This is a genomic window from Allobosea sp. 10N428 (assembly GCF_056394545.1).
The window spans coordinates 19,473-43,887 of sequence record NZ_JBFTIC010000014.1 but is presented as its reverse complement, the minus strand read 5'-3'; the positions used below and the strand labels follow the sequence as shown (position 1 = coordinate 43,887).

Below are 24,415 nucleotides of genomic sequence, written 5' to 3'. Positions count from 1 at the left end.
CCAGCCGTCCTCGCGCATGATCGGCGCGGTGAGAGGAATATGAGGGGCTTTTGCCTTCCTTACAAGGGCCGGCCATGGTTAAGCCCGGCCGGGCTATAGAAATTCGGCGCTGCACAAAGGCAGAATTACAGGATCTTAATGTCTATCGTGAGTCGTCCCCAGATAGTCATCATAAATTCCTGAGATGAGAAGCGGGGGCTTTCGCGAGTATTTTTATCGTACCGACGAGCCCGAACAGGACGGTAACACCAACTGCCGCAGTCGCGGCCAGCATCGCGCCGGTTGGATCACTGACGAATTCGATTCGCATCACTTGCGTGACGATGCCCCAGCCCGCCGCTGTACCCGCAACAACGCCGAAAACGGCCGCGACGAGGCCGATGGCGGCGTATTCAAGGGCGTACGACGAAAGTATGAAGCGGCGTGTGGCGCCGAGGGTCTTCAGGATCATCGCGTCATAGAGACGCGCCCTCTGTCCGGCGGCGAGGGCGCCGCCCAGAACGAGAAGGCTCGCCGCGATGGCGAGGCCGGAGGCGCCGCGGATCGCCATGGCGAGCTGGGCGACGATGGTATTGACCGCTTCGAGCGCGTCCTTGACCCGCACCGCCGTGACGGCGGGGAAATCGAGCGCGAGGCGGCGCATCAGCACTGCGTCGGTCGCTCCCTGGCCGTCCGGGCTCGTCGCGATGGTCGCGAGGTTGGTGTGCGGCGCGCCAGCGAAGGTGTTGGGCGAGAACACCATGACGAAGTTGATGCCGAAGGAGCGCCAGTCGACCGTGCGGAGATTGGCGACGCGGGCGGTGATGTTGCGGCCGAGCACGTTGACGGTGAGCCGGTCGCCGATCTTCAGGCCGATGCCGGCGGCGTTCTGGGCATCGAAGGAGACTAGTGGCTCGCCGCGGTAATCCGGCGGCCACCATGCGCCGGCGGAGACGCGCGAGCCCTCCGGAATTGCCGCCGCATAGGTGATGCCGCGGTCGCCGTCGAGCACCCAGGCGGATTGCTCGCTCGCCTTGATGTCTTCGGCGCGGGTCTCGTTCACGGCGACGATGCGGCCGCGCATCATCGGCACGCGCTCGGTCTTCGCGCCCGGGCGTTGCTCGGCGAGGAAGGCGTCGAAACGCCCGGAATCGCGGCTGGGCACATCGAGGAAGAAGAAGCTCGGCGCCTTGTCGGGCAGCGCGCCGGTGAGCTGCCGGGTCAGGCTGACATCGATGAAGGAGAGCGCCGAAAGCAGCGCGACGCCCAGCCCGAGGGAGAGCACGAGCGAGGGCGTCAGTGCACCCGGCCGGTGGCTGTTGGCGAGCGCCATCCGCAGGGCCGGACGGCGCGGGCGCGGGATGCGGCGTGCGAGCGCCATCAGGCCAAGCGAGACGACCCGCAGCAGCACGAAGACGCCGAACATCACGCCGATATAGATCAGCGCGATCCGGCGGTCATAGGCGAAGCCGATGGCGACGCCGGCGAGCCCGGCCAGCGCCAGTGCGCAGAGGGCGAGGTAGATCGCGCGCGGACGGCGCGGATCGGGCTCGATGCGATCGCGGAAAAGGGCCGACACCGGGATATCGTGCGCCCGGCCGAGCGGAATGACCGCGAAGACGAACGCCGTCAGCAGCCCGTAGAGCGCGGCGATGGCGAGTTCGCCCGGCGCCAGTGTCGGCTCGAAGGGAACCGGCAGGATGCTCTGGACGACGGCGCCCAGGCCAAAGGGGGCGGCGGCGCCGAGTACGAGGCCGATCGCCGTGCCGATGGCGGCGACAAGCATGACCTCGGTCAGGTGGATAGCGACGACGCGGCCGCCGCTGGCGCCGACCGCCTTCATCGTGGCGAAATCGAGCTTCTTGGCCTCGACGAAGCGGCGCACGGCATTGGCGACGCCGACGCCGCCGACCAGCAGGGCGGTGAGACCGACCAGCGTCAGGAACTGGGTGAAGCGTTCGAGATTGCGCTGGAAGCTCGGCGCGGCATTGGCGCGGGAGCGGATCTCCCAGCCGGCGTCGCGCTGCTGGGTGCCGACATCGGCGACAAGCCGTTCGAGATCGGCGTCGCTGGAGGCAGTCGGCGGAAGCTGAAGGCGATAGGTCCAGCGGACGAGGCTGCCCGGCTGGATCAGGCCGGTGGCGCGCAGGGCTTCCTGCGAGATCAGGAGGCGCGGGCCGAGGCCGACGCCGGCGGCGATCTTGTCGGGCTCGGACATCAGATTGGCGCGCAGCTGGATTTTTGCGCCGCCGACCGTGACGATGTCGCCGGGCTTGAGATCGAGCCGGCCGAACAGGACGGGATCGGCGACGGCGCCGAAAACGCCGTCGCGTTGTTCCAGCAGCCCGGGCAGCGGAGCTTGCGGGTCGGTCTCGACCGCCCCGATGCCCGGATAGCTGGAATCCACCGCTTTGATCTCGACGAGGGCCGCGCCCTTTTCGCCGGCATTGGCCATGCCGCGCATGGTCGCGATGCTGGAGACCGTGCCGCGCGCGGTCAGGAAGGCGAGTTCCTCGGGCGTTGCCTCGCGGTGGATCAGGCTGAAGGCGGCGTCGCCGCCGAGGATGCGTCGCCCTTCCCGGGCAAGGCCTTCGGTCAGACCGCGCGAGGCGGAGGCGACGGCGGCGATGGTCATGACGCCGAGCGCGAGGCAGGCGATGAAGATGCCGAAGCCACGCAGGCCGGCACGCAGGTCTCGGATGGCAAGGCGCAGGACGAGGCCGATGCCGAGGGAGCGGGAGGCCGGGCCGTGTGGTGGCTTGACGGGGGCGTGCATCGTCAGGCGACCGCCGTCTCGTGCTCGGCCTCGATCACGCCGGAGCGCAGGCGGACGGTGCGCTCGCACAAGGCGGCGAGCGAGAGGTCATGGGTGACGAGCACCAGCGTCGCGCCGCGCTCGCGCTTGAGGGCGAAGATGAGGTCGACGATCGAGCGGCCGGTCGCTTCGTCGAGATTGCCGGTCGGCTCGTCGGCGACGAGGATCGCAGGATCGGGAGCGACGGCCCGTGCGATGGCGACACGCTGCTGCTCGCCGCCGGAGAGCTGGGCCGGATAATGGTCCATGCGGTGGCCGAGGCCGACATTGCGCAGTTCGGCTTCGGCGCGGGCGAAGGCGTCGAGATGGCCGGCGAGCTCCAGAGGCAGCGCCACGTTCTCGCGCGCCGTCATCGTCGGGACGAGATGGAAGGACTGGAAGACGATGCCGATCTGCCTGCCGCGGAAGACGGCGAGCCCATCCTCGTCGAGGGCGCCGAGATCCTGCCCGGCCACATGCACGAGGCCCGAATCAGGGCGTTCCAGTCCGGCCATGATCATCAGCAGGGTCGACTTGCCGGAGCCGGAGGGGCCGACAAGCCCGGTCGCCTCGCCATTTGTCAGCGACACCGAGACGCCCTTGAGGATATGGACGCGGGCGGCGCCACGCCCCAAACTCAGGTGGACATCCTGCAACTCGATCGCCGGGGCGGCCTTCTCGCTCATCACGCCATGATCCTGACTTCGCTATCCATCGCCATCCCCGCTGGCGCCAGATCACGCCCGGAGCGGGGCGGAAACGCGGCGCGGCGCGGTCTGCGGCCATATGGGCGCGGTTTCGCGCTTCTCCAATCGGCTGCGGCGTTTTTCGTTATTCTCCTACTGCTTTTCATCGGTTCCAGCGACATGGCCAGCTCCCAGACCGCCAGCACCAACCCAACCGCCGCGAGGCCGCTGAAGCTCGTCGCCTTCGGCGATTCGCTGTCTGCGGGTTACAATCTACCGGGCAGCGCGGCTTTTCCCGCCGTCCTGGAGCAGGCTCTGCGCCGGAAGGGCGTCGCTGTCGAAATCGTGAACGCCGGCGTGTCCGGCGATACGACGCAAGGGGGGCTGGAACGGCTCGACTGGTCGGTGCCTGATGGGACCGATGGCGTGATCCTCGAACTCGGCGCGAACGATGCGCTGCGCGGAGTCGACCCGGCGCAGACACGCCAGGCGCTGGACACGATGATCGCGCGGCTGAAGGAGCGGAAGATCCCGGTGATGCTCGCCGGCATGTACGCCCCGCGCAATCTCGGGGAGGATTATGCGAAACGTTTCGACGCGATCTATCGCGAGCTTGCGGAGAAGTACGGGCTGGTGCTTTACCCCTTCTTCCTGGATGGCATCGCGGGCGACCGCGCTCTGAACCAGGCGGATGGGCTCCACCCCACGGCCGAGGGCGTCACCGTCATCGTCCGCAACATCCTGCCGACGGTCGAGCGCTTCATCGCCACCTTGCCCGCCAGGTCCTGATCCGTCCGCGGGCTTTCCGCGCGGCGATCCCCGATTCTCGTATCGCCGCCCGCCGGCCTGTTTCCGGAGTTGCTTCGCCATGGAATACCGTCGCCTCGGGCGCACCGATCTCAAGGTCTCGGTGATCTGCTTGGGAACCATGACCTGGGGGGAACAGAACACCGAGGCCGAAGGCCACGCACAGATGGATTATGCGGTCGAGCAGGGCATCAATTTCTTCGATACCGCCGAGCTCTACGCGATACCGCCGAAGCCGGAGACGCAAGGCTCGACCGAGCGGATCATCGGCAACTGGTTCAAGGCCCGCGGCAACCGCGACAAGATCATCCTGGCATCGAAGGTTTGCGGCCGTGGCGGCAACACCTGGTTCCGCGACGACAAGAGCCCGACGCGGCTGACGCGCAAGCAGATCTTCGAAGCGGTCGACAAGAGCCTGAATCGCCTGCAGACCGACTATATCGATCTCTACCAGCTGCATTTTCCCGAACGGCCGATGCCCTGGGGCTCGAACCCCACGCGCTTTTCACGGGCTGCCTATGAGAAGCCGGCCGACGAGACCTCGATCCCCGAGCAGCTCGACGCTTTCGGCGAGCTGGTGAAAGCCGGCAAGATCCGCCATCTCGGCCTCTCCAATGAGAGCGCCTGGGGCACGATGCGCTTCGTGGCCGATGCGGAAGCACGGGGCACACCCCGGGTGCAGTCGGTCCAGAACGCCTATAATCTGCTCAACCGCACCTTCGAGACGGCGCTTGCCGAGGTCGCGCTGCGCGAGGATGTCGGCCTGCTCGCCTATTCGCCGCTGGCGCAGGGCTATCTCACTGGCAAATATCTCGACGGTGCCCGCCCGGCCGGCGCCCGCACGACGCTGTTCGATCGCGGCCAGCGCTATGAGGGCGGCGGTGCCGAGGATGCGATCAAGCGCTACATCGCGCTTGCTCGAGAGGCCGGCCTCGATCCGGCGCAGATGGCGCTGGCCTTCGTCAACAGCCGCTGCTTCGTGACCGCCAACATCATCGGCGCGACCTCGATGGAGCAGCTCAGGACCGATATCGCCTCGATCGACGTCAAGCTGTCGCCTGAGGTCGAGGCGAAGATCGACGCGATCCATCAGCTCGTCGGCAATCCCTGCCCGTGAAGAAATGCGTCGTTCTCGGGCGCCGCACTGCGGCGACCCGGGAATCTCGTCGATGAGATGCTCAAGCCGAGCCCGAGCATGACGGAGCGCGCCGAGCATCGCACAGGGGAAAAACGGTTCCCTTGAGCCGGCTGCACGCTTACCGTCTCTCCAGAGTCACAATTGCTTGGCAAGGGATTCACTCATGCCGAGGCTGTTCATCGCTCTGGAAATTCCCGCCGAGGTTGCAAGCCAGCTGATGCTGCATCGCGGCGGCCTGTCGGGTGCCCGCTGGATCGAGCCCTCCGACTACCACATCACCCTGCGCTTTCTGGGCGATGTCGACCGGCGGATGGCGAACGACGTCGACCACATGCTCTCCGATCTCAGCGCCTATCCCTTCGAGGTAACCCTCGATTCACTCGGCAGCTTTGGCGGCGACAAGCCGCGCGCCGTCTTTGCCCGCGCGACGCCGGTGAAGGCGCTGACCGATCTGCAGGGAGATATCGAGCGGCAGATGCGTCGCATCGGCCTGCCGGCGGAGGGGCGCAAATTCGTGCCGCATGTCACCTTGGCGCGGTTGCGCGACACCATGCCGACCGAGGTCGCGCATTATCTCGGCCTGCACCCGATCGTGCCGCCGATCACCTTCACGGTGCGCCGCGTCGCGCTGATGTCGTCGCGCGACTCGATCGGCGGTGGCCCCTATGTGTTGGAAGCCGCTTATCCGCTCGGCCCGTCCTATCCGAATCGACTGCCGCGGGAGATGCGCCGATGACAAGACCGAAGCGGCTTTCCCCGGAGGCTCAGGCCGAAGCGCTGGCGACGCTGACCGGCTGGAAGCTGGTCCAGGGACGCGAGGCGATCACGCGGCGCTTCGTCTTCCGCGACTTCAGCGAGGCCTTCGGCTGGATGACCCGGGTCGCGCTGCTCGCCGAGGCGATGAATCACCACCCCGAGTGGTCGAACGTCTATCGGACGGTCGAAGTGACGCTCGCCACCCATGATGCCGGCGGGCTGACCGAACTCGACGTCAAGCTCGCCCGGGCGATCGACGCGCTGGCGAGCTAAGCAGCTTCAGCCCGAGGCGGCGCTCCATCCGCAGGCCTTCAAGGCTGCCAACATATGCGGCGGCGGCGGCGCCTCGACATGGATCGGCTCGCGCTTGCGGTAAAGCGGCACGGTGATGCCGCGGGCGTGGAGCTGGAGACCGGGGCCGCCCTCGCGCGGCGCGTTGCCGTAGATCTCGTCGCCGAGCATCGGCCAGCCGGAGGCCTGGCAATGCACGCGCAGCTGATGGGTGCGCCCGGTCAGCGGCTCCATGGCGAGCCAGGCGAGCGGGCCAGTCTCGTCCCGGCCTCGCCCGAGCACGCGATAGCGGGTCTGCGAGGGCAGGCCGGCGGGATCGACCTTCATCCACCAACCGCGCTCCGGCGAGCGCCGGGCCAGCGGCAGGTCGATCAGCCCCTCGTCCTCTGCCGGATCGCCCTGCACGACCGCCCAATAAGTCTTGTCGATCCGCCCGTCGCGAAACATCTGGTTGAGCTCGGCCATTGCGCGGGGATGGCGGCCGAGAATGAGACAGCCGGAGGTGTCCTTGTCGAGCCGATGCGCGGCTTCCGGCCGGCGCGGCAGGCCGAAGCGGAGCTGGTCGAGATAATCGGTCAGGACGGGAATGACGCGGCGTTTCGCCTGCGGGCCACGATGCGAAGGCAGTCCGGCGGGCTTGTCGATGACGAGCATCATGGCGTCGCGATAGAGCAGCGGCACCGGCAGCTCGGCGTCGATTTGCCCCTGCGGCTGCGAATTGTCTGGTTGATCCGGCTGAGCCATGGCATTGCGCTAGCGAAGCCGGCACGGCGGCGCAACTGAAGATGCCCGCCGAACCGAAGACAGGATGGCGATGAGCGAGACCGAACCGAAGAAACGCGGCTTCTTTTCGAAGCTGTTCGGGCGCGACGAGGAGCCGGCCAAACCGGCACCGGCGCCCGAGGCGGCAACCGAGCAGGCGGCCGAGTCCCTCGAGGACCTGAAGCCGGAAGCAGAAGAGGTCGTTGCGCCGTCGGTTGCCGAGGCGGAAGTTCCCGCTGTTGAAGTTCACGCCGCCGAGCCCGTTGTATCGCCCGCGCCGGTCGAAAGCATTGCGCTGCCGGCGGAACCGGAACCGAAGCCCGAGGTCGCCGTCGCACCGCAGCCYGAACCCGTTGCTGCTCCTGAACCCGCTCCCACCCCCGCCCCGCAGCCGAAGCGGAGCTGGTGGAGGCGCCTGACGGATGGGCTCTCGCGCACCTCCTCGGCGCTGACGACGGGGATTACCGACCTTTTCACCAAGCGCAAGCTCGATGCGGGCACGCTTGAGGATCTCGAGGACATCCTGATCCAGGCCGATCTCGGTCTCGCGACCTCGGCCAGGATCGCGAAGGCCGTCGGCGACGGGCGCTACGACAAGCAGATCGAGCCGGCCGAGGTGAAGACGATCCTGGCGCGCGAGGTCGAGACGATTCTCGTTCCCGTGGCGCTGCCGCTGGTCATCGACGCCACGAAAAAGCCGTTCGTGCTGCTGATGGTCGGGGTCAATGGCTCCGGCAAGACCACGACGATCGGCAAGCTCGCTGCGAAATTCCGCGCCGAGGGCAAATCCGTGATGCTGGCCGCTGGCGATACCTTCCGCGCCGCCGCGATCGAGCAACTGCGTGTCTGGGGCGAGCGCACCGGCGCCAAGGTCGTCTTCGGCCAACAGGGGGCCGATGCGGCGGGCCTTGCTTTCGAGGCGCTGCAGCAAGCCAAGGCTGACGGTACCGACGTGCTGCTCGTCGACACCGCCGGGCGGCTGCAAAACAAGCAGGGATTGATGGACGAGCTCGCCAAGGTCGTGCGCGTCATCCGCAAGCAGGATCCGAGCGCGCCGCATGCGGCGCTGCTCGTGCTCGATGCCACCGTCGGCCAAAATGCGATCAGCCAGGTCGAGGCCTTCCGCGAGACGGCGGGCGTGACCGGGCTGGTGATGACAAAGCTTGATGGCACGGCGCGCGGCGGCATCCTGGTGGCGCTGGCGGCGCAGTTCGGCCTGCCCGTGCATTTCATCGGCGTCGGCGAGAGCGTCGAGGATCTGGAGCCGTTCTCGGCGCGCGACTTCGCGCGTGCCGTGGCGGGATTGGGAGAGGCGGCGTGAGCGACGGCGCAAGCGAGACGACACGGCAGATTCCGGCCGAGGCCGCGAAAGGCAGGGCGATAAGCCCCCTGCTCAAGCTGGCGCTGGAATTTGGGCCGCTCGCGATCTTCTTCTTCGCGAATTCCTATGGCGACCGGCTGTTCCACGTCGCCGAGGACCGACGCATCTTCGTCGCGACCGGCATCTTCATCGCGGCCTCGCTCGTGGCGCTGGCGCTGTCGCGGGTGCTGATGGGCTATTTGCCGCGCATGGCGATCGTGAACGCCATCGTCGTCACCGTCTTCGGCGGGCTCACGCTGGCGCTGGACGATGCCTTCTTCATCAAGGTCAAGCCGACCATCGTGAATGCGCTGTTCGGCTCGGTGCTGCTCGGCGGGCTTTTCTTCGGCCGTTCGCTGCTCTCGCTGGTGCTGGAGACGGTGCTGCAGCTCGACGCGGAAGGCTGGCGCAAGCTGACCTTCCGCTGGGGGCTGTTCTTCTTCGTGCTGGCGGCGCTCAATGAGGTGGTCTGGCGCACACAGACCCAGGATTTCTGGGTCGCCTTCAAAGTCTGGGGTGTGATGCCGCTGACCATGGCGTTCGCCCTGGCCCAGACACCGCTGATCCTCAAGCACGAGATCAAGCCGGCGAAGATCGAGGAATAGCGGCATCTTGCCATTTGGCAGAGTTATCTCCATTTTATGCCAAATGGAGGATCTGCCATGGCGGCCCTGCTGCGCATCGAAACCGGCCAGCGCGACTTCGCTCCCGATCCGATCACGGACGAGGAAGCGGCCGCCATGTTTCGCGCTGCCGTGAACCTGTTCCGGCTCTGGCGCGTCACCGACGAGGAGGCGGCGGTGCTGATCGACCTGCCGGTTCGGAGCTATCGGCGCTGGAAAGCCGGCGAAACCGGCCGCATCTCGCGTGACGGCAAGGCGCGGCTGTCGAACCTGATGGGCATCCACAAGGCTCTCCGATTGATCTTCACCGAGCCGCAGCGCGGTTATGATTGGATCAAGCGGCCGAACAGCGACTTCGGGGGCAAATCGGCGCTGGATATCATGCTCGGCGGCGAGCTCACCGATCTGATGCGGGTGCGCCGCCTGCTCGATGCCGAACGGGGCGGCTGGTGATCGAGCCGGAGAGCCTGCCTGTCGCAGAGGTCGAATGGCAGGGGGCGGTGCGGATCATCCGCAGCATCTTCCCGCCGATCGACCTGTTCGAGGATATCGCCGACCCCGCGGACTGGCCGCTCCTGATCGCCGCCGAGCAGAAGACCAATCCGCGGCTGATGGAGACGATCGGCAATCTCGATCTCGTGCCGCCCGGCAGACGCGTATCGGGCCAGGGTGCGAGCTGGCTGATGGCCCCCTTCACGCATGTCAGCCCGGACCGGCCGAGCCGCTTCAGCGATGGTGGCTTCGGCGTGCTCTATGCCGGGGACCGTTTCGAGGTGGCGCTGCTCGAGACGATCCACCATCACGCCCGGTTCATGCGGGCGACGGCGCAGCCGCCGGGCTGGACCTCGCAGTTCCGCGAGATCGTCCTGGAGATCGACGCGACCCTGCACGATGTCCGGGCGCTCGGGGCCGAAGCTGCCCCGCTGCTCGACCCGGCCGACTATGCCGGGAGCCAGGCGCTTGGCGCTGGGTTGCGGGCGCTCGGCTCGGCAGGCGTCGTCTATCCCAGCGTGCGCTGCCCCGGCGGAGAATGCGTCGGCCTGTTCTATCCCGACGGGGCCGGTCACCCGGTGCAGGGTCGGCATCTCGACTATCATTGGAACGGCGAGCGCGTGGATCTCTACCGGGACCGCAGCGCCAGCGAGGTCTACCGCATTCTGTGACCGCGGTGGCCAAGCGCCTCAGTCGCCGGAGCGACGCATTCGCGTCACCTTGTACACCTGACCGACCGCATCATAGGTCGTCCATTCGCCGACCTGCTCGCCCTTGTCGAAATGGCCGGAGCGCAACCGGGTGCCGTCCTTGCGAAACCACTCCCAATAGCCGGTGGGCAGGCCATCCAGCGTCTGGCCTCGCGCCCATGGGCTGCCGTCCTTGTGGCGCTTCTCGAAAGGAACGGGTTTCACCATCGCCTCCTGTGGTGGACCCAGCCCGGGGCAGGCGGAGGCGCTATTTCGGCGCGAGGCGGATCGCACCGTCAAGACGGATCGCGGTGCCGTTCAGCATGTCGTTCTCGATGATGCTGCGGGCCAGCGCCGCATATTCCGTGGGTCTGCCGAGGCGCGACGGGTGCGGCACCGAGACGGCGAGCGAGGCTTTCGCATCCTCGGGAAGGCCGGCGAACATCGGCGTCTCGAACAGGCCGGGCATGATCGTGACGATGCGGATGCCGAGCCCGGCCAGATCGCGTGCGATCGGCAGGGTCATGCCGGCGACGCCGGCCTTGGAGGCGGCATAAGCCGCCTGCCCGATCTGCCCGTCCTCGGCTGCGACCGAGGCTGTGCAGATGATGACGCCGCGCCCGCCATCGGCCGTGATCGGATCGAGGCTTGCCAGTGCTGCCGCCGATTTGGCGATGACGCGGAAGGTGCCGACGAGGTTGATCGCGACGGCCTTCTCGAAGGTGGCGAGATCATGGGCGACGAGCTCGCCGGTGTCGCGCTTCTTGGAGACGACGCGGCGGCCCGGCGCGATGCCGGCGCAGTTGACGATGATGCGGGCGATGCCATGGGCGGCGCGCGCCTTGGCCAGCGCCTCGTCGACGGAGGTTTCGCTGGTGACGTCGCAGGCGCAGAAGATGCCGCCGATCTCCTGCGCGATCGCTTCGCCGCGCTCGGCGTTGAGGTCGAGCAGCGCCACCTTGGCGCCCTCGCCGGCGAGCATGCGGGCGGTTGCCTCGCCGAGGCCGGAGGCGCCGCCGGTGACGATGGCGGCGAGGGAGGAATCGAGCTTCATGGTACGTTTCCCGTGCTTTTTGGTTCTAAAGCCGGTTTAGAGCGCGTTTCATGTCGCTCCAAGGGGGTTTTCCGGCCGGCCTCTTGTGCAGGATTGCGACGGGGCCATCTTTCGACATGGCGCGCCGATCTCGAGCGCGCGATCATCGGCGTCATCGGACGCAAAGGAGCAAGACGGGGATGAGCCAGGGGTTCAGCGCAAGCTTCAGCCGCGAGGAGATGGAGGCGATCCGCAAGAGCCTGCGCGACGAAGCGAAGTTCGGTGCCGATTTCATGGCCCGGCTCAAGCGCGTCGCGAAACGCATTCCGTTTGCCGAGGATCTGCTGGCCGCGTGGTTCTGTGCGCGCGATCCGGCGACGCCGCGCCGTGTGCGGCTGACGCTGCTCGCCGCGCTCGGCTATTTCGTGCTGCCGGTGGACGCGATTCCCGACTTCATGCCGCTCATTGGCTTCACCGACGATGCGGCGGTGATTGCTGCGGCGATCGCGGCCGTTGCCGGCTCGATCACGCCGGAGCATCGCGAGCGGGCGAAGGCGAAGCTGGCGGAGCTTTGATCCGGCGGCGTCATGCTTGGGCTTGACCCGAGCATCCCGGCAACCGGCGCCTTCTTGTCGTGAGATTCTCGGGTCGAAGCTTTGCTTCGCCCGAGAATGACGCGGGACCGATCTACAGCGTCAGGACGATCTTGCCCTTGGCCTTGCGGTCGCCAATCAGCGCATAGGCTTCCGTCCAGCGCTCCAGCGGGAAGGTCGCATCGACATGGGCGCGGATATGGCCGCCTGCCGCCCAGTCCAGCAGGCGTTCCATGTTGCGCCGATGCGCGGCCGGCTCGCGGGCGACGAACTCGCCCCAGAAGACGCCGCGCAGGTCACACCCCTTGAGCAGCAGCAGGTTGAGCGGAATCTTCGGGATCTCGCCGCCGGCGAAGCCGACGACGAGGTAGCGCCCTTCCCAGGCCATCGACCGCAGAGCGGGCTCGGCGAGCTCGCCGCCGACCGTGTCGTAGAGGACATCGACGCCGCGCCCGCCGGTGAGCTTCTTCAGCGCGGTGCGAATGTCGTGCTGCGCATAATCGACCTCCTCCTGCGCCCCGTGCTCGCGGGCGAGCGCGAGCTTGTCGGGCGAGGAGGCGCAGGCGATGACATGGGCGCCGAGCAGCGCGCCGATCTCGACGGCGGCGAGCCCCGCTCCGCCGGAAGCGCCGAGGATCGCCAGCGTCTCGCCCGCCTTTAGATGCGCGCGCTGGATCAGCCCGTGCATCGCGGTGCCATAGGTGACGAACAGGCTCGCGGCCTGCGCGTCGTCGAGCTTGTCGGGGACGCGAACCAGTGCGTCGGCGGACACCGCGACCTTCTCGCGCGCAGCGCCATAGCCCATCCAGGCTGCAACGCGCTCGCCGACGCGCCAGCCGGCGACGCCTTCGCCCAGGGCGGCGATGGTGCCGGCACATTCGGCCGAGGGCGAAAAGGGGAAGGCCGGCTTGGACTGGTAGCGGCCCTTGATGATCAGCGTGTCGAAGAAGTTGAGAGCGGCAGCCTTAACGTCAATGACGACCTCGCCGCGGCCCGGCAGCGGCTCGGGCAGGTCGCGGATGACGAGTTCCTCCGCCGGTCCGTGATGTTCGCAGAGCAAAGCTTTCATCGCCACTTCACCGTTGCCATCTTCGGCGCGGGACTGTGCCATGGCCGCTCGGAACGGGGAACCGGCCCGCAATGGTGCCGTTCGCATTTTCGCCAGGATCGTGACACTCTATGCCGCCGTCCCGCGCGGTCCGCTCCTCAACAGGTGGTAAACGCGGTATTAAGTTTTTTAGTGACTGATGGCGGTCCATGATCAAGTCCTTCTTCCGCACCCGCGACGCCGCATTTTTCCGCATCGCCGCCGCGCTCGGCCTGACGGCTGGATTGCTGGCCCTGGCCGGTCTGCCGGCTGAGGCTGCGCCGGCCAAGCCGAAGCCCGCCGCGACCGCCGCTGCCACGCCTGCCGCCAGCCCCGGACAGGGGCAGGCGATGCTGCTGGAGACGGCCGGCAAATGGCAGGCCTTCTCCTCGCAGCAGGGCCGTTCCAAGGTCTGCTACGCGCTCGCCAAGCCGGAAAGCCGCATGCCGGCGAATCTCAAGGATGTCGAGGGCATGCTCTTCGTCTCCAGCCGGCCGGGGGAAGGCGTGCGCAACGAGATCAGCTTCGTGATGAACTTCGACGTCAAGGAAGGCGTCGAGCATCAGGCCTTGATCGGCAATGACCGCTTCGCGCTGGTTGCCAAGGGCCAGAACATGTGGCTGAAGAACCCGGCCGAGGAGCAGCGCATGCTCGACGCGATGCGCCGCGGTTCCGGGCTGGAGATCAAGGCGACCTCGAAGCGCGGCAACGCTACTGCCGACAAGTACTCGCTCGCGGGCATCAGCCAGATCGTGAAGCGCGCCGAAGACGCCTGCAAGTAGGGCGCATGGCGAAGCCATGAGACCGAGGCCCGTCATGCTCGGGCATGCCCCAGCATCTGTGCCAGGTGATTCTCGGGTCTACGCGGCGTTTATCCTCGGGCCACAGGTCGGACCCGAGGGCTCCGCCCGCGAATGACGCTGGGGCCGGATTTCCGGTTTTCCCGCAATTGTGCTAGGGAGCGGCAAATCCCGCGCCTTTCCTGATGGGCGACGACAGAGCTCCGATGACCGTGTCCGTTTCCGCACCTGCCGCTCCGGCGGCTGAAACCGTTTTGCGACGCCCCTCGCTGGTAGGGCGTACCCGAGCCGGCCTCGTTGAGGCGCTCGCCGAGATCGGCGTTTCCGAGAAGGAGCGGCGGATGCGCGTCGGCCAGCTCTGGAACTGGATCTATCATTATGGCGTCCGCGATTTCGACGCGATGACGACGATCGGCAAGGGGCTGCGCGGGCAGCTCGCCGAGCGTTTCTCGCTCGATCTTCCGGAGGTCACGGCCGAGCAGGTCTCGACCGACGGCACGCGCAAATGGTTGATGCGGATGCCTTCGACCGGCGCGCATGACCGCGGCGCCGAGATCGAATGCGTCTACATCCCCGAAGTCGACCGCGGCACGCTGTGCGTCTCCAGCCAGGTCGGCTGCACGCTGACCTGCACCTTCTGCCACACCGGCACGCAGCGCCTGGTGCGCAATCTCAAGACCGAGGAGATCGTCGCGCAGGTGATGGTGGCGCGCGACCGCCTCGGCGACTTCCCCAACCGCAAGCCGCCGGAAGGCGCCTTCGTGCCGAATGATGGCGGGCGCTTCGTCACGAACATCGTCTTCATGGGCATGGGCGAGCCGCTCTACAATTTCGACGGCGTGCGCGATGCGATCGGCGTGATCACCGATGATCAGGGGCTGTCCCTCGGGCGCCGGCGCATCACCGTCTCGACCTCTGGCGTGGTGCCGCAGATCGGCCCGCTCGGCGAGGAGATGGGCACGATGCTGGCGATCTCGCTGCATGCGGTGCGCGACGATCTGCGCAACGAATTGGTGCCGCTCAACAAAAAATACCCGATCAAGGATCTGCTCGACGCCTGCCGGAACTATCCGGGGCTGTCGAACGCGAAACGGATCACCTTCGAGTATGTGATGCTAAAGGGCGTGAACGACTCCGACGCCGAGGCGCGCGAGCTCGTCCGTCTGCTCAAGGGCATCCCGGCCAAGATCAACCTGATCCCGTTCAACCCCTGGCCCGGCACGAAATACGAGTGCTCGGACTGGGACCGGATCGAGCGCTTCTCCGAGATCGTCTTCCGCGCCGGCTATGCCTCGCCGGTGCGCACCCCGCGCGGGCGCGACATTCTCGCTGCCTGCGGCCAGCTCAAGAGCGAGACCGAGAAGCTCTCGGCCCGCGCCCGGCTGATGTTGGAGCAGGAAGAGGCGCAGGCTGCGCCGGCCGTTGCGGCGGAGTAAGCCTTGCTACGCTGGATTCTGCTGATCCCTTTCGCCTGCCTCGTCGCGATGGGGGCGGGGCTGTTCTTCCTCGCCATGGCGAGCGTCGCCTCGCCCGCCGTGGCGCTGCTGATCGGCGGCGGCATTGAGCGGCTCATCGACGTTCTGTTCGGGTTGGCCGAGAGCGGCATCGATCCGGCGCCGGCGGCGCAAGCGGCCTTCGCCCTGATCGGGCGGCTGGGGATGGCGATCGTCGTGGCGCCGGTGGTGCTGGTCGCGGTCGGCAGTGAGCTTTTCCGGCTGCGCAGCGGCCTCATCCAGAGCGGCCTGACCGGCGCCCTCGCGGCGCTGCTGCCTCTGGCCATGCTGAGGTTGTCGCGGGCGCCGAGCCATGCGGAGATCCAGATCATCTCCGGGCTCTTCGTGGTCGGCGCCGCGACGGGCTTCGTCTACTGGTTGATCGCCGGACGCGGCGCGGGCGGGGAGCGCAACGCACCCACCGCACCGCGTCACTGAGCGTCGCTCAGAGCCCGAGCACCTTCCGCAGTTCGGCCTTGGCAGCAGCGAACTCGGTCTGGAATTCGGGCTGCTCCATGATCCGGGCGGCGATGACCGAGCCGGCGATGCGGCCGGCCTCGATGTCCGAGCGGTAGTGGATGCCGCCGATCACGCGGTTCCAGCCATAGGCCCAGGCCCTGTCCATGATCTCGGTGCGCTTCTCCGGCACCATGTTGGAGAGCACGATGCCCATGAGCGTCCCGACGGTGGTATGGCCGGACGGATAGGCGCCGGAATTGGAGATCTTCACCACCGGCTTGACCAGCGGGCTTGCCTGATGCGGGCGCGGGCGCTTCCAGCTGTCCTTGGCCGGATCGACCACGGCGCCTTCGGTCGCGACGACGCGATCGAAGAAGGCGGAGAAGACCGGCAATGAGTCGGCCTTGAAGGCCGGGCCCATGACATTGGCGAAGCGCCAGATGTCCTCGACCGCATCGGCCTGGGCCTGTGCTTCCATCTCGGGCGAGCGCGTGACCTGGATGGTGAGGACTTCGCCGATCTCGGCCTTGGTCTGAGCGGAGTCCTGGGTCGGCGGCGGCTTGAGGACGATGCGCAGATCGATCGAGGCGGCGGTGGCGAAGGGTTTTGCGTCCTCGGCTCGCAGCGGAGCGGCGGCGAGGGCGAGCAGGCTCAGAAAGGCGAGGGCGATGGTGCGCATGGGGCTACATCCTGTTGGGCGCACGGAGCCACGCGCCCGCAAGATGACAGCGTCATGACGCAGGCTCAGTCCCCGATCGCGACGCCCTCGCGCCGGCCATCGGCACCTCCAAGGAAGCCCTCAGGCGTTTTCACGATGGCCTGGGTGCCGGAGGTCATCTCCAGCAAGCGCACCTCATGGCCCTTCGCTTCCAGCGCAGGCTTCCAGGCCTCGGCTTCCGTGCCACTTTCCAGCTCAGTCGGCCCGTTGCGGCTGCCGAAATTGCCGAAATCAACCGCCTGCTGCGGGTCCATCTTCCAATCGAGCAGCGCGACGAGGGTCTTGGCGACATAGCCGATGATCTGGCTGCCGCCGGGCGAGCCGACGACGGCATAGAGCCGGCCGAAAGCGTCGAAGACCAAGGTCGGCGCCATCGAGGAACGCGGCCGCTTGCCGGGTTCGATGCGGTTGGCGACGGGCTTACCGTCTTCCTCCGGTGCGAAGTTGAAATCGGTCAGCTCATTGTTGAGCAGGAAGCCGCTTTGCGTCATCAGGCGCGAGCCGAAGCCGTCCTCGATCGTGGTGGTCATAGCGACGGCATTGCCGGCCGCGTCGACCACCGAGATATGGCTGGTGCCGTTCTCGATGCCATCGGAGGGGGCGAACTGCTGCGCTCTTTTGTTCGGAGGATCGCCCGGCTTGGCCTTGCCCATCGACCGTTCCGGGCTGATCAGGCTGGCGCGGGAGCGGATGTAGCCGCGGTCGATCAGGCCGCGCACGGGGACGCTGATGAAGGCGGGATCGGCGAGATAGAGCGCCCGGTCGGCGAAGGCGAGGCGGCCGGCTTCGCTGAACCAGTGGGCGGCCTCAGCGCCCGGACCGATCCGGCGCAGGTCTTGCCCTTCCAGCACCCCGAGAATCTGCTGGATGGCGACGGCGCCCGAACTCGGAGGCCCCATGCCGCAGAGGCGCCAGATGCGATAGCTGCCGCAAACCGGCTCTCGCTCCTCGAGCTTGTAGGCGGCGAGATCGGCCAGCGTCATGTCGCCGGGATTGGTCGGGTGACCTGTGACGGTCGCAACGATGTCCTCAGCGATCGGCCCCTCATAGAGCGCTTTTGCGCCCTGCGCGGCGATGGCTCGCAACGTCGCCGCAAAGGCCGGATTCTTCAGGACGGTGCCGACCGCCTTGGGCTTGCCGTCGGGTTCGTAGAAATAGGCTGCGGCGAGGGCGTTTCTCGGCAGGTTGGTTTCGCCGGCGAGCAGGCCGTTGAGGCGGGGAGAGATGGTGAAACCCTCCTCCGCCAGTTTCAGGGCGGGGGCCACCAGATCGGCCCAAGGCAGCTTGCCCCAGCGGCGATGCGCCTCCTCCAACAGCTTCAGCGTGCCGGGCACGCCGACCGAGCGGCCACCGATGACGGCATCCACGAACCGCATCGGCCTGCCGTCCTTGATGAAGCGGTCCGGCCTGGCGGCAGCGGGGGCCGTCTCGCGGCCATCGAGTGTCGTCACCTTGCGAGCGGTCTCGTCCCAATAGACGAAGAACGCTCCGCCGCCGATGCCGGAGCTCTGCGGCTCGACCAGGTTGAGCACGAACTGGGTGGCGATAGCGGCGTCTGCCGCGCTGCCGCCGGCGCGCAGAATGTCGCGCCCGGCCGCGGCAGCGAGCGGATTTGCGGCGGCGGCCATGAAGCGCTGGGCCGTGCCGAGTGTCTTGATACTGCGCCCCGTGCCCGCCTCGGGCGCGGGTGCGAGCGGCTGGGCGATCGCGACCTGAGTGGTCAGCAAGGCTGCGGTCATGGACAGAAGGAGGGGTAGGCGCATGGCTCGACTCCGAGGATTGCGGGCAGAATAGGCCATTCGTCGCGGCCTGCCAGCTTGGACCAGCGCGCCGCGACAGGTAGAGTTCCGAATCGAGACCGTTGTGACGCTGCCAAAAGGGGTTTTCGGCATGTCGTTTTCCACCCATCTTCGCCGTCCACTCGCGTGGCTCGTGCTCGGCCTTGTCGGCATCGCGCTTGCCGGCTGCGGCTATAACAACGTGCCGACGCTGGAGGAGAAGGCGAAGGCCGCGTGGTCCGAGGTGCAGAACCAGTATCAGCGCCGGGCCGACCTGATTCCGAATCTCGTCGAGACGGTGAAGGGCTACGCCGCGCAGGAGCGCGACGTGCTGACCGCTGTGATCGAGGCCCGCGCCAAGGCGACGCAGGTCAAGGTCGATGCTTCGACGATCAACGACCCGGTCAAGTTCAAGGAATTCCAGGACGCGCAGAACCAGCTCACCGGCGCGCTCGGTCGCCTGCTCGTCACGGTCGAGCGCTATCCGGAGCTGAAGTCGAACCAGAACTTCCTCGCCCTGCAGTCGCAACTCGAGGGCACCGAGAACCGGGTTGCGGTGGCGCGGCGCGATTACATCCAGGCAGTGCAGGCCTTCAACACTGAGATTCGCACCTTCCCGGGCGTGATCTGGGCGAAGCTGTTCTGGGGCGCCAAGCCGATGGAGACCTTCACGGCCACGGCGGGCGCCGAGCGGCCGCCCGCGGTGAAGTTCTGAGGTAACCAGCTTCGTGCGGCAGAGCGGTATGTCATGCTCGGGCTCGGCCCGAGCATCTCTTTCCGGAGATTCTCGGGTCTGCGCTTCGCATCGCCCGGGAATGACGATGCTGCGCGCCGCTGCGGCCCTGGTTTTGTTGCTCTGGTGCAGCCTCGTATTCGCCGCGGATCCGAACTACCCGGCGCTTACGGGCCGGGTCGTCGACGGCGCCAATCTGCTTGCGCCCGATGTCCGGCAGCGCATCGAGGACAAGCTCAAGGCGCATGAAGACAAGACCTCCGATCAGGTCGTCGTCGCGACGGTGCCGTCGCTGCAGGACGTCCCGATCGAGGATTTCGCCAACGGGCTCTTCCGGCATTGGAAGCTCGGCGAGAAAGCCAAGAACAACGGCGTGCTGCTGATCGTCGCGCCGAAGGAACGCAAGGTCCGAATCGAAGTCGGCTACGGCCTGGAAGGGGCGCTGACCGACGCGCTCTCCAAGGTCATCATCACGACCGCCATCGCGCCGAAGTTCAAGAGCGGTGATTTCGCCGGAGGGATCGATGCCGGAGTCGATGCCATCCTGACCATTCTGGCTGGGGATGCCGAGGAATGGCAGCGGCGCGCCGAGGTTCGCTCGGACGAGAGCTCGTTGGGCGAGGACATCGCCGTCATCGTCGCGATGATCTTCATCTTCCTGTTCATCGTCGCTTTCCTGCGGGGGATCAGCCAGCAGAACGGCGGAGCGCGGCGCCACCGGCTGCGCAACGGGCAATGGGTGATCCTGCCTCCGAGCACGGGCTCAGGATCAGGCTGGAGCGGCGGTTCCGGCTGGGGTGGCGGCGGAGGCGGCTGGAGCTCGGGCGGCGGGTTTTCGGGCGGCGGAGGCTCCTCTGGCGGCGGCGGGGCTTCGGGAGACTGGTGATGGATACCGCTGACAGGGATGCGATCGCGGAGGCCGTGCGCCGGGCCGAATTGCTGACGGCAGGCGAGATCGTGGTGGTGATCGACCGGGCGGCTTCGAGCTACCGCAACGTGCCGGTGGTCATGGCGCTCACGCTCGCGCTGTTTGTGCCATGGCCGCTGCTGTCGCTGACGGCGATGAGCGCGCAGCGAATCTTCATGATTCAACTCTTCTGCGCAGCCCTGCTTCTGGCAGGGCTCCTCTGGTACGGGCGCGGCGGGCGTTTTGTGCCGGGTTTCGTCAAGCGCCGGCGGGCGCACGAAGCGGCACTGCGGGAGTTCACGGCGCGCGGCATGACGCGGACGAGGGGGCGCACCGGCGTGCTGCTCTATATCGCGCTGCAGGAGCGCTACGCCGAGATTCTCGCCGATATCGGGATCGACGGGCTCGTGGACCAGGGCACCTGGAGCGGCATCATCGAGCCGCTGTTGGCGGCGGCGCGCGAGGATAGGCTGACCGAGGGGCTGATCAAGGCGGTCGATGGTGTCGGTGCAGTTCTCGCACAGCATGTCCCGCCGGTTCCCGGCGACGTCGACGAGCTGTCGAACAAGGTCATCCTGCTCTGAGACTCTGCCGCGGCGGCAAGTTCAGCGTGTCGCCGGGCCCTTGGCGGCGGCCAGAATCGCGCCCGGCATCACATAGCCGTGCTTGCCCGGCCGGTCGGCCTGGATGACGACGACATAGCCATCGGCTTCGGGCGCCTGCGTGGCGGCCAACGGGGCGGTGATGGTCGCCTCCTGCCCGTTCCAGTCACCGACGCGCACCATGCCGCGCACCACATTGGCGTAGGTCAGCGTCTTGCCCTGGTTTTCACCGCGCGTGATGGGCACCGTCGCCTGATGCGAGATGGGTAGAACCCAGACACCGGAGACCTCGTCGCTCGCGGCGCCGGTCGGCGCGATCTTGATCTGGAGGTTGCCGTTCTCCTCCTTGAGCGCAAGCTTCGCGGCGAAGCCGGTGACGGCGAACTGGTTCACCGCCTTCTCGATCTCCGCTTTCTCCGAGCCTACCGCATGGGAGGAGCCGCTGATGACGATTTGCGGCGTGTAGACCTGCCCATCGCCACGGGCCTTGGCATAGAGCTTCTGGCGCTTCGCGAAGGAGTCCTTGCCGAGCGTGTCCTTCCAGCCGAGATAGTCCCAATACGTCACCGGCATCGTCAGCGCGATCAGCGTCGGGTCCTTGGCCAGCTCGAGGACCAGCGCATCGGCGGGTGGGCAGGATGAGCAGCCCTGGCTGGTAAAGAGCTCGAGCACCGCCCGCGGCACCTTCGTCCCCGTCTGCGCGAGGGCCGCCGTCATGCCCAATACAAGGGCGGCAGCAGCCACGGTGGATCGGCGCAGGACAGGGACCATGATCTCGACTTTGAAGATGACTTATTTTCCGAAGGTTACCAAAGCCAGCAATTCATCGCAGAGGGAAATCACGTTGCCTTGAAAACGGGCATGGTCGCGCGGGCGTGATCGAACTCGGCCAAGGCGGCAGCCGGGATCATCTTGGGCCGCCAGCGGCGGTGCATCCAGAGCCATTGCTCGGGGTGCTCGCGCACCCAGCCTTCGACCACCGCCGTCATCATGGCCATGGCGCCCCGCACATCGATCTCGCCCGCGGCGTCGCGCGGCAGATCGAGCGGCGGTGTCAGCTCCAGCCGGAAGCGGTGGTTCGGCAGGCGGATGACGCGGACGCCATGCACCGGGCACTCGAAGCGTCGCGCGAACTTGCCCATGATCGGATTGGTCAATGCCGGGCGTCCGAAGAACGGTACGACGACGCCCCGGGTGAAATGCTGGTCGATCAGCATGCCGAGATGCCCGCCCTTCTCGAGGACGCCCTGCATGGCGAAGGCTGCTCCCTGCTTGGCGGCGGCGAGGCCGCCCATCGCGCCGGAGCGGATTTCGTGCACGACAGCGGCGATGGCGGGGTCGTTGGGCGCGCGAAAGACGGCGGTCGTCTCGAGATCGTAGGCGGCGGCGCAGATCGCCGGCAATTCCCAATTCGCCAGATGGGTCGAGAAGATCAGGCCGGGTTTGCCATCCTCCCTGAGTGCAACGAAGTGCTCGATCCCCTCGACCTCGATGCGCGAAGGCTTGTCCGGATTATCGTAGTCGTAGTCGAAGAGCGTCTTCAGATGAGCGTATTCGCCGGCGACGCGGCCGAGATTCTCCCAGGCTCCGCGTGCGATGCGCTTCACCTCCGCCTCGTCCTTTTCAGGAAAAGCTGCGCGGATATTGGCTAGCGCGACGCGGTTGACCGGGATCAGCGGGCTCACGGTCCGCAGCAGCCAGCCGCCGAGGTCGCTGGCGCGATCCGGCCCGAGCAGCCGCAGGAACCCGAACAGCGCGCGGATCACGCCAATCATGATCGCCGCGCCGATGCGCGCGGCGATTGCTTTCAATCGTCTCAAGGTCGGTCCAGCCCCAGAGCATGTCCGCGCTTCTTCGCAACGCGGACAGGCTCTGTCCTTTTGTTTTGTCGCATCTTCTTCACGCGAACCGGTATCCACTTCGCTCGAAAATGCTCTAACTCGCCCGTGCCGAGAGCAAGACCGGGCCTGAAAGGCGCGATCTGGGGCAGGAATGCGCTGGCGTCAAGTCTTGCGGCAGGCAGGCCGCTCCGCTCAGAAGGCGATGACCACCTTGCCGAAGACCTGGCGGCCCTCGATGCGGGCGAGGCCCTTCTCGAATTCGGCGAGGGGGAAGACCGAATCGATCACCGGCTTCATGCCGCCGGCCATCTTCTGCAAGGACTGCGCGATGTTCTCGATGCGGCAGCCGAAGGAGCCGGTGATCCGGTATTGCTGCTGGAAGAGCTGCATCAGATTGATCGTCGCCGAGGGGCCGGAGGTCGCGCCGCAGGTGACGAGCCTGCCACCGCGCTTGAGGCAGAGCAGCGAGCCGTTCCAGGTGTCGGCGCCGACATGCTCGAAGACGACGTCCACGCCCTTGCGGCCGGTGAGCTTGCGCACGACGCCCTCGAAGCGGTCCTCGCGGTAGTTGATGACGTGGTCGGCGCCGAGTGCCTTGGCCTTGGCGCCCTTCTCGTCGTCGCCGACGGTCGTGTAGACCGTGCAGCCGATCGCCTTGGCCATCAGGATCGCCGCGGTGCCGATGCCGGAACCGCCGGCGTGGACGAGCACCGACTCGCCCGGCTCCAGTTTCGCATTGTCGAACAGCATGTGTTGCACGGTGCCGAAGCCGATCGGCGCGCATGCGGCATCCTCGAAGGAGACGCCCTTCGGCGCCTTGATCGTCAGGCGAGCCGGACGATTGAGCAACTCACGGGCGAAGCCGTCGATATGGAAACCCATGATGCCGGCGACATTCTCGCAGAGATTGTCGCGGCCCTCGCGGCAGGCCTTGCACCGACCGCAGGTGTCGGCGCCATAAGCCGTCACGACGTCGCCAGGCGCGAAGCCGGTGACGCCTTCGCCGACGCAGACGATTTCGCCCGCAGCCTCGACGCCGGCCGCCTGCGGCATCTTGCGTTTGGCGAAGGCCATGCCGCGGAAGCCCCAGAGGTCGAGATAGTTCAGCCCGACCGCCTTGATGCGGATCTGCACCTCGCCCGGAGCGGGCGGCGGCGGTGGCTCGATCTCTTCCAGGCGCAGGTCGCGGTCGCCGTGGAGCTGGAGGGAACGCATAGTTTCGACCTTTCAGAACGAACTTCTCAGCGATGCACGCCGAGCTGGGCGGTCAGTCCGCCGTCGATCGGCAGCACGGTGCCGCTGATATAGGCGGCGGGCTCGCTCATCAGGAAGGCGGCGAGGCCGGCAACCTCTTCGGGCTTGGCGAAGCGCCCGGCCGGGATCTGCGCCTGCATCTTGTCGCGATAGGCGGCGTAGGGCGCCATCATGTCGGTGTCAACGAAGCCCGGCGCGATGATGTTGACGGTGACGCCGCGCTTGCCGGTCTCCACCGCCAGGGTCTTGGCGTAAGAAATCAACGCACCCTTGGAGGCAGCATAGGCTGCGTTGCCCGGATTGCCACGCAGCGCCGCTACCGAGCCGATGGCGACGATGCGGCCCGCCCTCGCGCGGATCATGTTGCGCATCAGGCTCTTGGCGATGCGGGTGAAGGCCCAGAAATTGACCTGCATCGCCGCTTCCGCCTTGTCCTGCGCCATCATCGCGGCGAGGGAATCATAGGGCTGGCCGGCGTTGTGGACGAGGCCGAAATAGCTCTCGCCCTCGCGCGCTTCACAGAACGCGTCGAGTGCGGCCTTGTCGGAGAGGTCGAGCGGCAGCGCCCTCACGGCTCGGCCGGGATGGGCGGCGGCGATCTCCTCCGCCAGCGCCTTCGCCTGCTCGGCCGAGGAGCGGAAGGTGAAGTCGACATCGTGGCCGGCCGCGGCGAGCGCGCGCACGATCGCGGCGCCGACGCCCTTGGCGCCGCCAGTGACGAGAACTTTTGTCATGAGAGA

The 24,415-nt window shown here is 67.0% G+C and carries 27 protein-coding genes; 15 read left to right on the top strand and 12 right to left on the bottom strand.

Annotation, left to right across the window (positions count from 1 at the left end):
- Positions 1-169: 169 nt before the first annotated feature.
- Together AC1DDA_RS25545 and AC1DDA_RS25540 are read right to left on the bottom strand one after the other, a co-directional pair.
- Positions 170-2,755, bottom strand: coding sequence for an ABC transporter permease (locus AC1DDA_RS25545; RefSeq protein WP_476797871.1), 2,586 nt, complete (start codon positions 2,753-2,755; stop codon positions 170-172).
- A gap of 2 nt (positions 2,756-2,757) precedes the next feature.
- Positions 2,758-3,459 (bottom strand): ABC transporter ATP-binding protein, encoded by a 702-nt coding sequence (locus AC1DDA_RS25540; protein WP_476797870.1) that lies wholly within the window; start codon positions 3,457-3,459, stop codon positions 2,758-2,760.
- Positions 3,460-3,639: 180 nt separating this feature from the next.
- Between AC1DDA_RS25540 and AC1DDA_RS25535 the strand changes: the two genes are divergently transcribed.
- The 4 genes from AC1DDA_RS25535 to AC1DDA_RS25520 all read left to right on the top strand — a co-directional run bounded on the left by AC1DDA_RS25535 (position 3,640) and on the right by AC1DDA_RS25520 (position 6,433).
- The gene (locus AC1DDA_RS25535) at positions 3,640-4,248 is read left to right on the top strand and encodes an arylesterase (protein ID WP_476797869.1); all 609 of its coding nucleotides are present in this window, start codon (positions 3,640-3,642) and stop codon (positions 4,246-4,248) included.
- Positions 4,249-4,327: 79 nt separating this feature from the next.
- Positions 4,328-5,383: an aldo/keto reductase gene (locus AC1DDA_RS25530; protein WP_476797868.1), complete on the top strand. Its 1,056-nt coding sequence runs from the start codon at positions 4,328-4,330 to the stop codon at positions 5,381-5,383.
- A 184-nt stretch (positions 5,384-5,567) separates the two neighbouring features.
- Positions 5,568-6,140, top strand: a complete 573-nt coding sequence (thpR, locus tag AC1DDA_RS25525) for an RNA 2',3'-cyclic phosphodiesterase (RefSeq protein WP_476797867.1) — start codon at positions 5,568-5,570, stop codon at positions 6,138-6,140.
- The gene (locus AC1DDA_RS25520) at positions 6,137-6,433 is read left to right on the top strand and encodes a 4a-hydroxytetrahydrobiopterin dehydratase (RefSeq protein ID WP_441514268.1); all 297 of its coding nucleotides are present in this window, start codon (positions 6,137-6,139) and stop codon (positions 6,431-6,433) included. The genes thpR and AC1DDA_RS25520 overlap by 4 nt, the downstream gene beginning before the upstream one ends.
- Before the next feature lie 6 nt (positions 6,434-6,439).
- Here the strand turns inward: AC1DDA_RS25520 and AC1DDA_RS25515 are convergent, their stop codons facing one another.
- Entirely contained in the window at positions 6,440-7,195 is a 756-nt protein-coding gene (locus tag AC1DDA_RS25515) for an RluA family pseudouridine synthase (protein ID WP_476797866.1), read from the bottom strand.
- A 70-nt stretch (positions 7,196-7,265) separates the two neighbouring features.
- Between AC1DDA_RS25515 and ftsY the strand changes: the two genes are divergently transcribed.
- Genes ftsY through AC1DDA_RS25495 form a run of 4 tightly spaced genes read left to right on the top strand, consistent with a single transcriptional unit; the run spans position 7,266 to position 10,359 of the window.
- The gene (gene ftsY / locus AC1DDA_RS25510) at positions 7,266-8,534 is read left to right on the top strand and encodes a signal recognition particle-docking protein FtsY (protein WP_476797865.1); all 1,269 of its coding nucleotides are present in this window, start codon (positions 7,266-7,268) and stop codon (positions 8,532-8,534) included.
- Between the two features lie 29 nt (positions 8,535-8,563).
- A complete protein-coding gene (locus AC1DDA_RS25505) occupies positions 8,564-9,178 on the top strand; it encodes a septation protein A (protein ID WP_476797879.1) in 615 nt (204 codons plus the stop codon).
- A 57-nt stretch (positions 9,179-9,235) separates the two neighbouring features.
- On the top strand, positions 9,236-9,649 hold the full coding sequence (locus AC1DDA_RS25500) for an MbcA/ParS/Xre antitoxin family protein (protein ID WP_476781041.1): 414 nt from the start codon (positions 9,236-9,238) through the stop codon (positions 9,647-9,649).
- Positions 9,646-10,359 carry an RES family NAD+ phosphorylase gene (locus AC1DDA_RS25495; protein ID WP_476797864.1) on the top strand — a complete coding sequence of 238 codons (714 nt, stop codon included), beginning with the start codon at positions 9,646-9,648 and terminating at the stop codon, positions 10,357-10,359. The genes AC1DDA_RS25500 and AC1DDA_RS25495 overlap by 4 nt, the downstream gene beginning before the upstream one ends.
- Positions 10,360-10,377: 18 nt before the next feature.
- On the opposite strand, the gene AC1DDA_RS25490 is transcribed toward AC1DDA_RS25495, so the two are convergent.
- Complete coding sequence (locus tag AC1DDA_RS25490) at positions 10,378-10,602, bottom strand: toxin-antitoxin system YwqK family antitoxin (RefSeq protein ID WP_476797863.1); 225 nt, start codon at positions 10,600-10,602, stop codon at positions 10,378-10,380.
- A gap of 43 nt (positions 10,603-10,645) precedes the next feature.
- Positions 10,646-11,431, bottom strand: a complete 786-nt coding sequence (locus AC1DDA_RS25485; RefSeq protein ID WP_476797862.1) for an SDR family NAD(P)-dependent oxidoreductase — start codon at positions 11,429-11,431, stop codon at positions 10,646-10,648.
- Between the two features lie 218 nt (positions 11,432-11,649).
- On the opposite strand from AC1DDA_RS25485, the gene AC1DDA_RS25480 reads away from it, so the two are divergent.
- Complete coding sequence (locus AC1DDA_RS25480; protein ID WP_441514275.1) at positions 11,650-11,985, top strand: YkvA family protein; 336 nt, start codon at positions 11,650-11,652, stop codon at positions 11,983-11,985.
- A 112-nt stretch (positions 11,986-12,097) separates the two neighbouring features.
- Here the strand turns inward: AC1DDA_RS25480 and AC1DDA_RS25475 are convergent, their stop codons facing one another.
- Positions 12,098-13,072 (bottom strand): NADPH:quinone oxidoreductase family protein, encoded by a 975-nt coding sequence (locus AC1DDA_RS25475; RefSeq protein ID WP_476797878.1) that lies wholly within the window; start codon positions 13,070-13,072, stop codon positions 12,098-12,100.
- Between the two features lie 188 nt (positions 13,073-13,260).
- Here AC1DDA_RS25475 and AC1DDA_RS25470 point away from each other — a divergent pair, with 188 nt between their 5' ends.
- The 3 genes from AC1DDA_RS25470 to AC1DDA_RS25460 all read left to right on the top strand — a co-directional run bounded on the left by AC1DDA_RS25470 (position 13,261) and on the right by AC1DDA_RS25460 (position 15,821).
- Positions 13,261-13,872: an invasion associated locus B family protein gene (locus AC1DDA_RS25470; protein WP_441514276.1), complete on the top strand. Its 612-nt coding sequence runs from the start codon at positions 13,261-13,263 to the stop codon at positions 13,870-13,872.
- A 224-nt stretch (positions 13,873-14,096) separates the two neighbouring features.
- Positions 14,097-15,326, top strand: a complete 1,230-nt coding sequence (rlmN, locus tag AC1DDA_RS25465) for a dual-specificity RNA methyltransferase RlmN (RefSeq protein ID WP_441514277.1) — start codon at positions 14,097-14,099, stop codon at positions 15,324-15,326.
- A 3-nt stretch (positions 15,327-15,329) separates the two neighbouring features.
- On the top strand, positions 15,330-15,821 hold the full coding sequence (locus AC1DDA_RS25460) for a hypothetical protein (RefSeq protein ID WP_476797861.1): 492 nt from the start codon (positions 15,330-15,332) through the stop codon (positions 15,819-15,821).
- Between the two features lie 7 nt (positions 15,822-15,828).
- On the opposite strand, the gene AC1DDA_RS25455 is transcribed toward AC1DDA_RS25460, so the two are convergent.
- Both AC1DDA_RS25455 and ggt read right to left on the bottom strand, forming a co-directional pair.
- Complete coding sequence (locus AC1DDA_RS25455; RefSeq protein ID WP_476797860.1) at positions 15,829-16,521, bottom strand: acid phosphatase; 693 nt, start codon at positions 16,519-16,521, stop codon at positions 15,829-15,831.
- Positions 16,522-16,586: 65 nt separating this feature from the next.
- A complete protein-coding gene (gene ggt, locus AC1DDA_RS25450) occupies positions 16,587-18,323 on the bottom strand; it encodes a gamma-glutamyltransferase (protein ID WP_476797859.1) in 1,737 nt (578 codons plus the stop codon).
- A gap of 127 nt (positions 18,324-18,450) precedes the next feature.
- Here ggt and AC1DDA_RS25445 point away from each other — a divergent pair, with 127 nt between their 5' ends.
- The 3 genes from AC1DDA_RS25445 to AC1DDA_RS25435 all read left to right on the top strand — a co-directional run bounded on the left by AC1DDA_RS25445 (position 18,451) and on the right by AC1DDA_RS25435 (position 20,562).
- Positions 18,451-19,053, top strand: a complete 603-nt coding sequence (locus AC1DDA_RS25445) for a LemA family protein (RefSeq protein ID WP_441514281.1) — start codon at positions 18,451-18,453, stop codon at positions 19,051-19,053.
- Between the two features lie 106 nt (positions 19,054-19,159).
- Complete coding sequence (locus AC1DDA_RS25440; protein ID WP_476797858.1) at positions 19,160-19,957, top strand: TPM domain-containing protein; 798 nt, start codon at positions 19,160-19,162, stop codon at positions 19,955-19,957.
- Positions 19,957-20,562, top strand: coding sequence for a TPM domain-containing protein (locus tag AC1DDA_RS25435; protein WP_476781035.1), 606 nt, complete (start codon positions 19,957-19,959; stop codon positions 20,560-20,562). Before AC1DDA_RS25440 ends, AC1DDA_RS25435 begins: the two co-directional genes overlap by 1 nt.
- A gap of 21 nt (positions 20,563-20,583) precedes the next feature.
- Here AC1DDA_RS25435 and AC1DDA_RS25430 read toward each other — a convergent pair whose 3' ends face one another.
- From AC1DDA_RS25430 to AC1DDA_RS25415, 4 genes are all read right to left on the bottom strand, one after another.
- Positions 20,584-21,324, bottom strand: coding sequence for a DUF1223 domain-containing protein (locus AC1DDA_RS25430; protein WP_476797857.1), 741 nt, complete (start codon positions 21,322-21,324; stop codon positions 20,584-20,586).
- Positions 21,325-21,419: 95 nt separating this feature from the next.
- Entirely contained in the window at positions 21,420-22,355 is a 936-nt protein-coding gene (locus AC1DDA_RS25425; protein WP_441514309.1) for a lipid A biosynthesis lauroyl acyltransferase, read from the bottom strand.
- A gap of 258 nt (positions 22,356-22,613) precedes the next feature.
- Positions 22,614-23,636, bottom strand: coding sequence for a zinc-binding dehydrogenase (locus AC1DDA_RS25420; RefSeq protein ID WP_476797856.1), 1,023 nt, complete (start codon positions 23,634-23,636; stop codon positions 22,614-22,616).
- A 26-nt stretch (positions 23,637-23,662) separates the two neighbouring features.
- Positions 23,663-24,409, bottom strand: a complete 747-nt coding sequence (locus AC1DDA_RS25415) for an SDR family oxidoreductase (protein ID WP_476797855.1) — start codon at positions 24,407-24,409, stop codon at positions 23,663-23,665.
- Between the last annotated feature and the right edge of the window lie 6 nt (positions 24,410-24,415).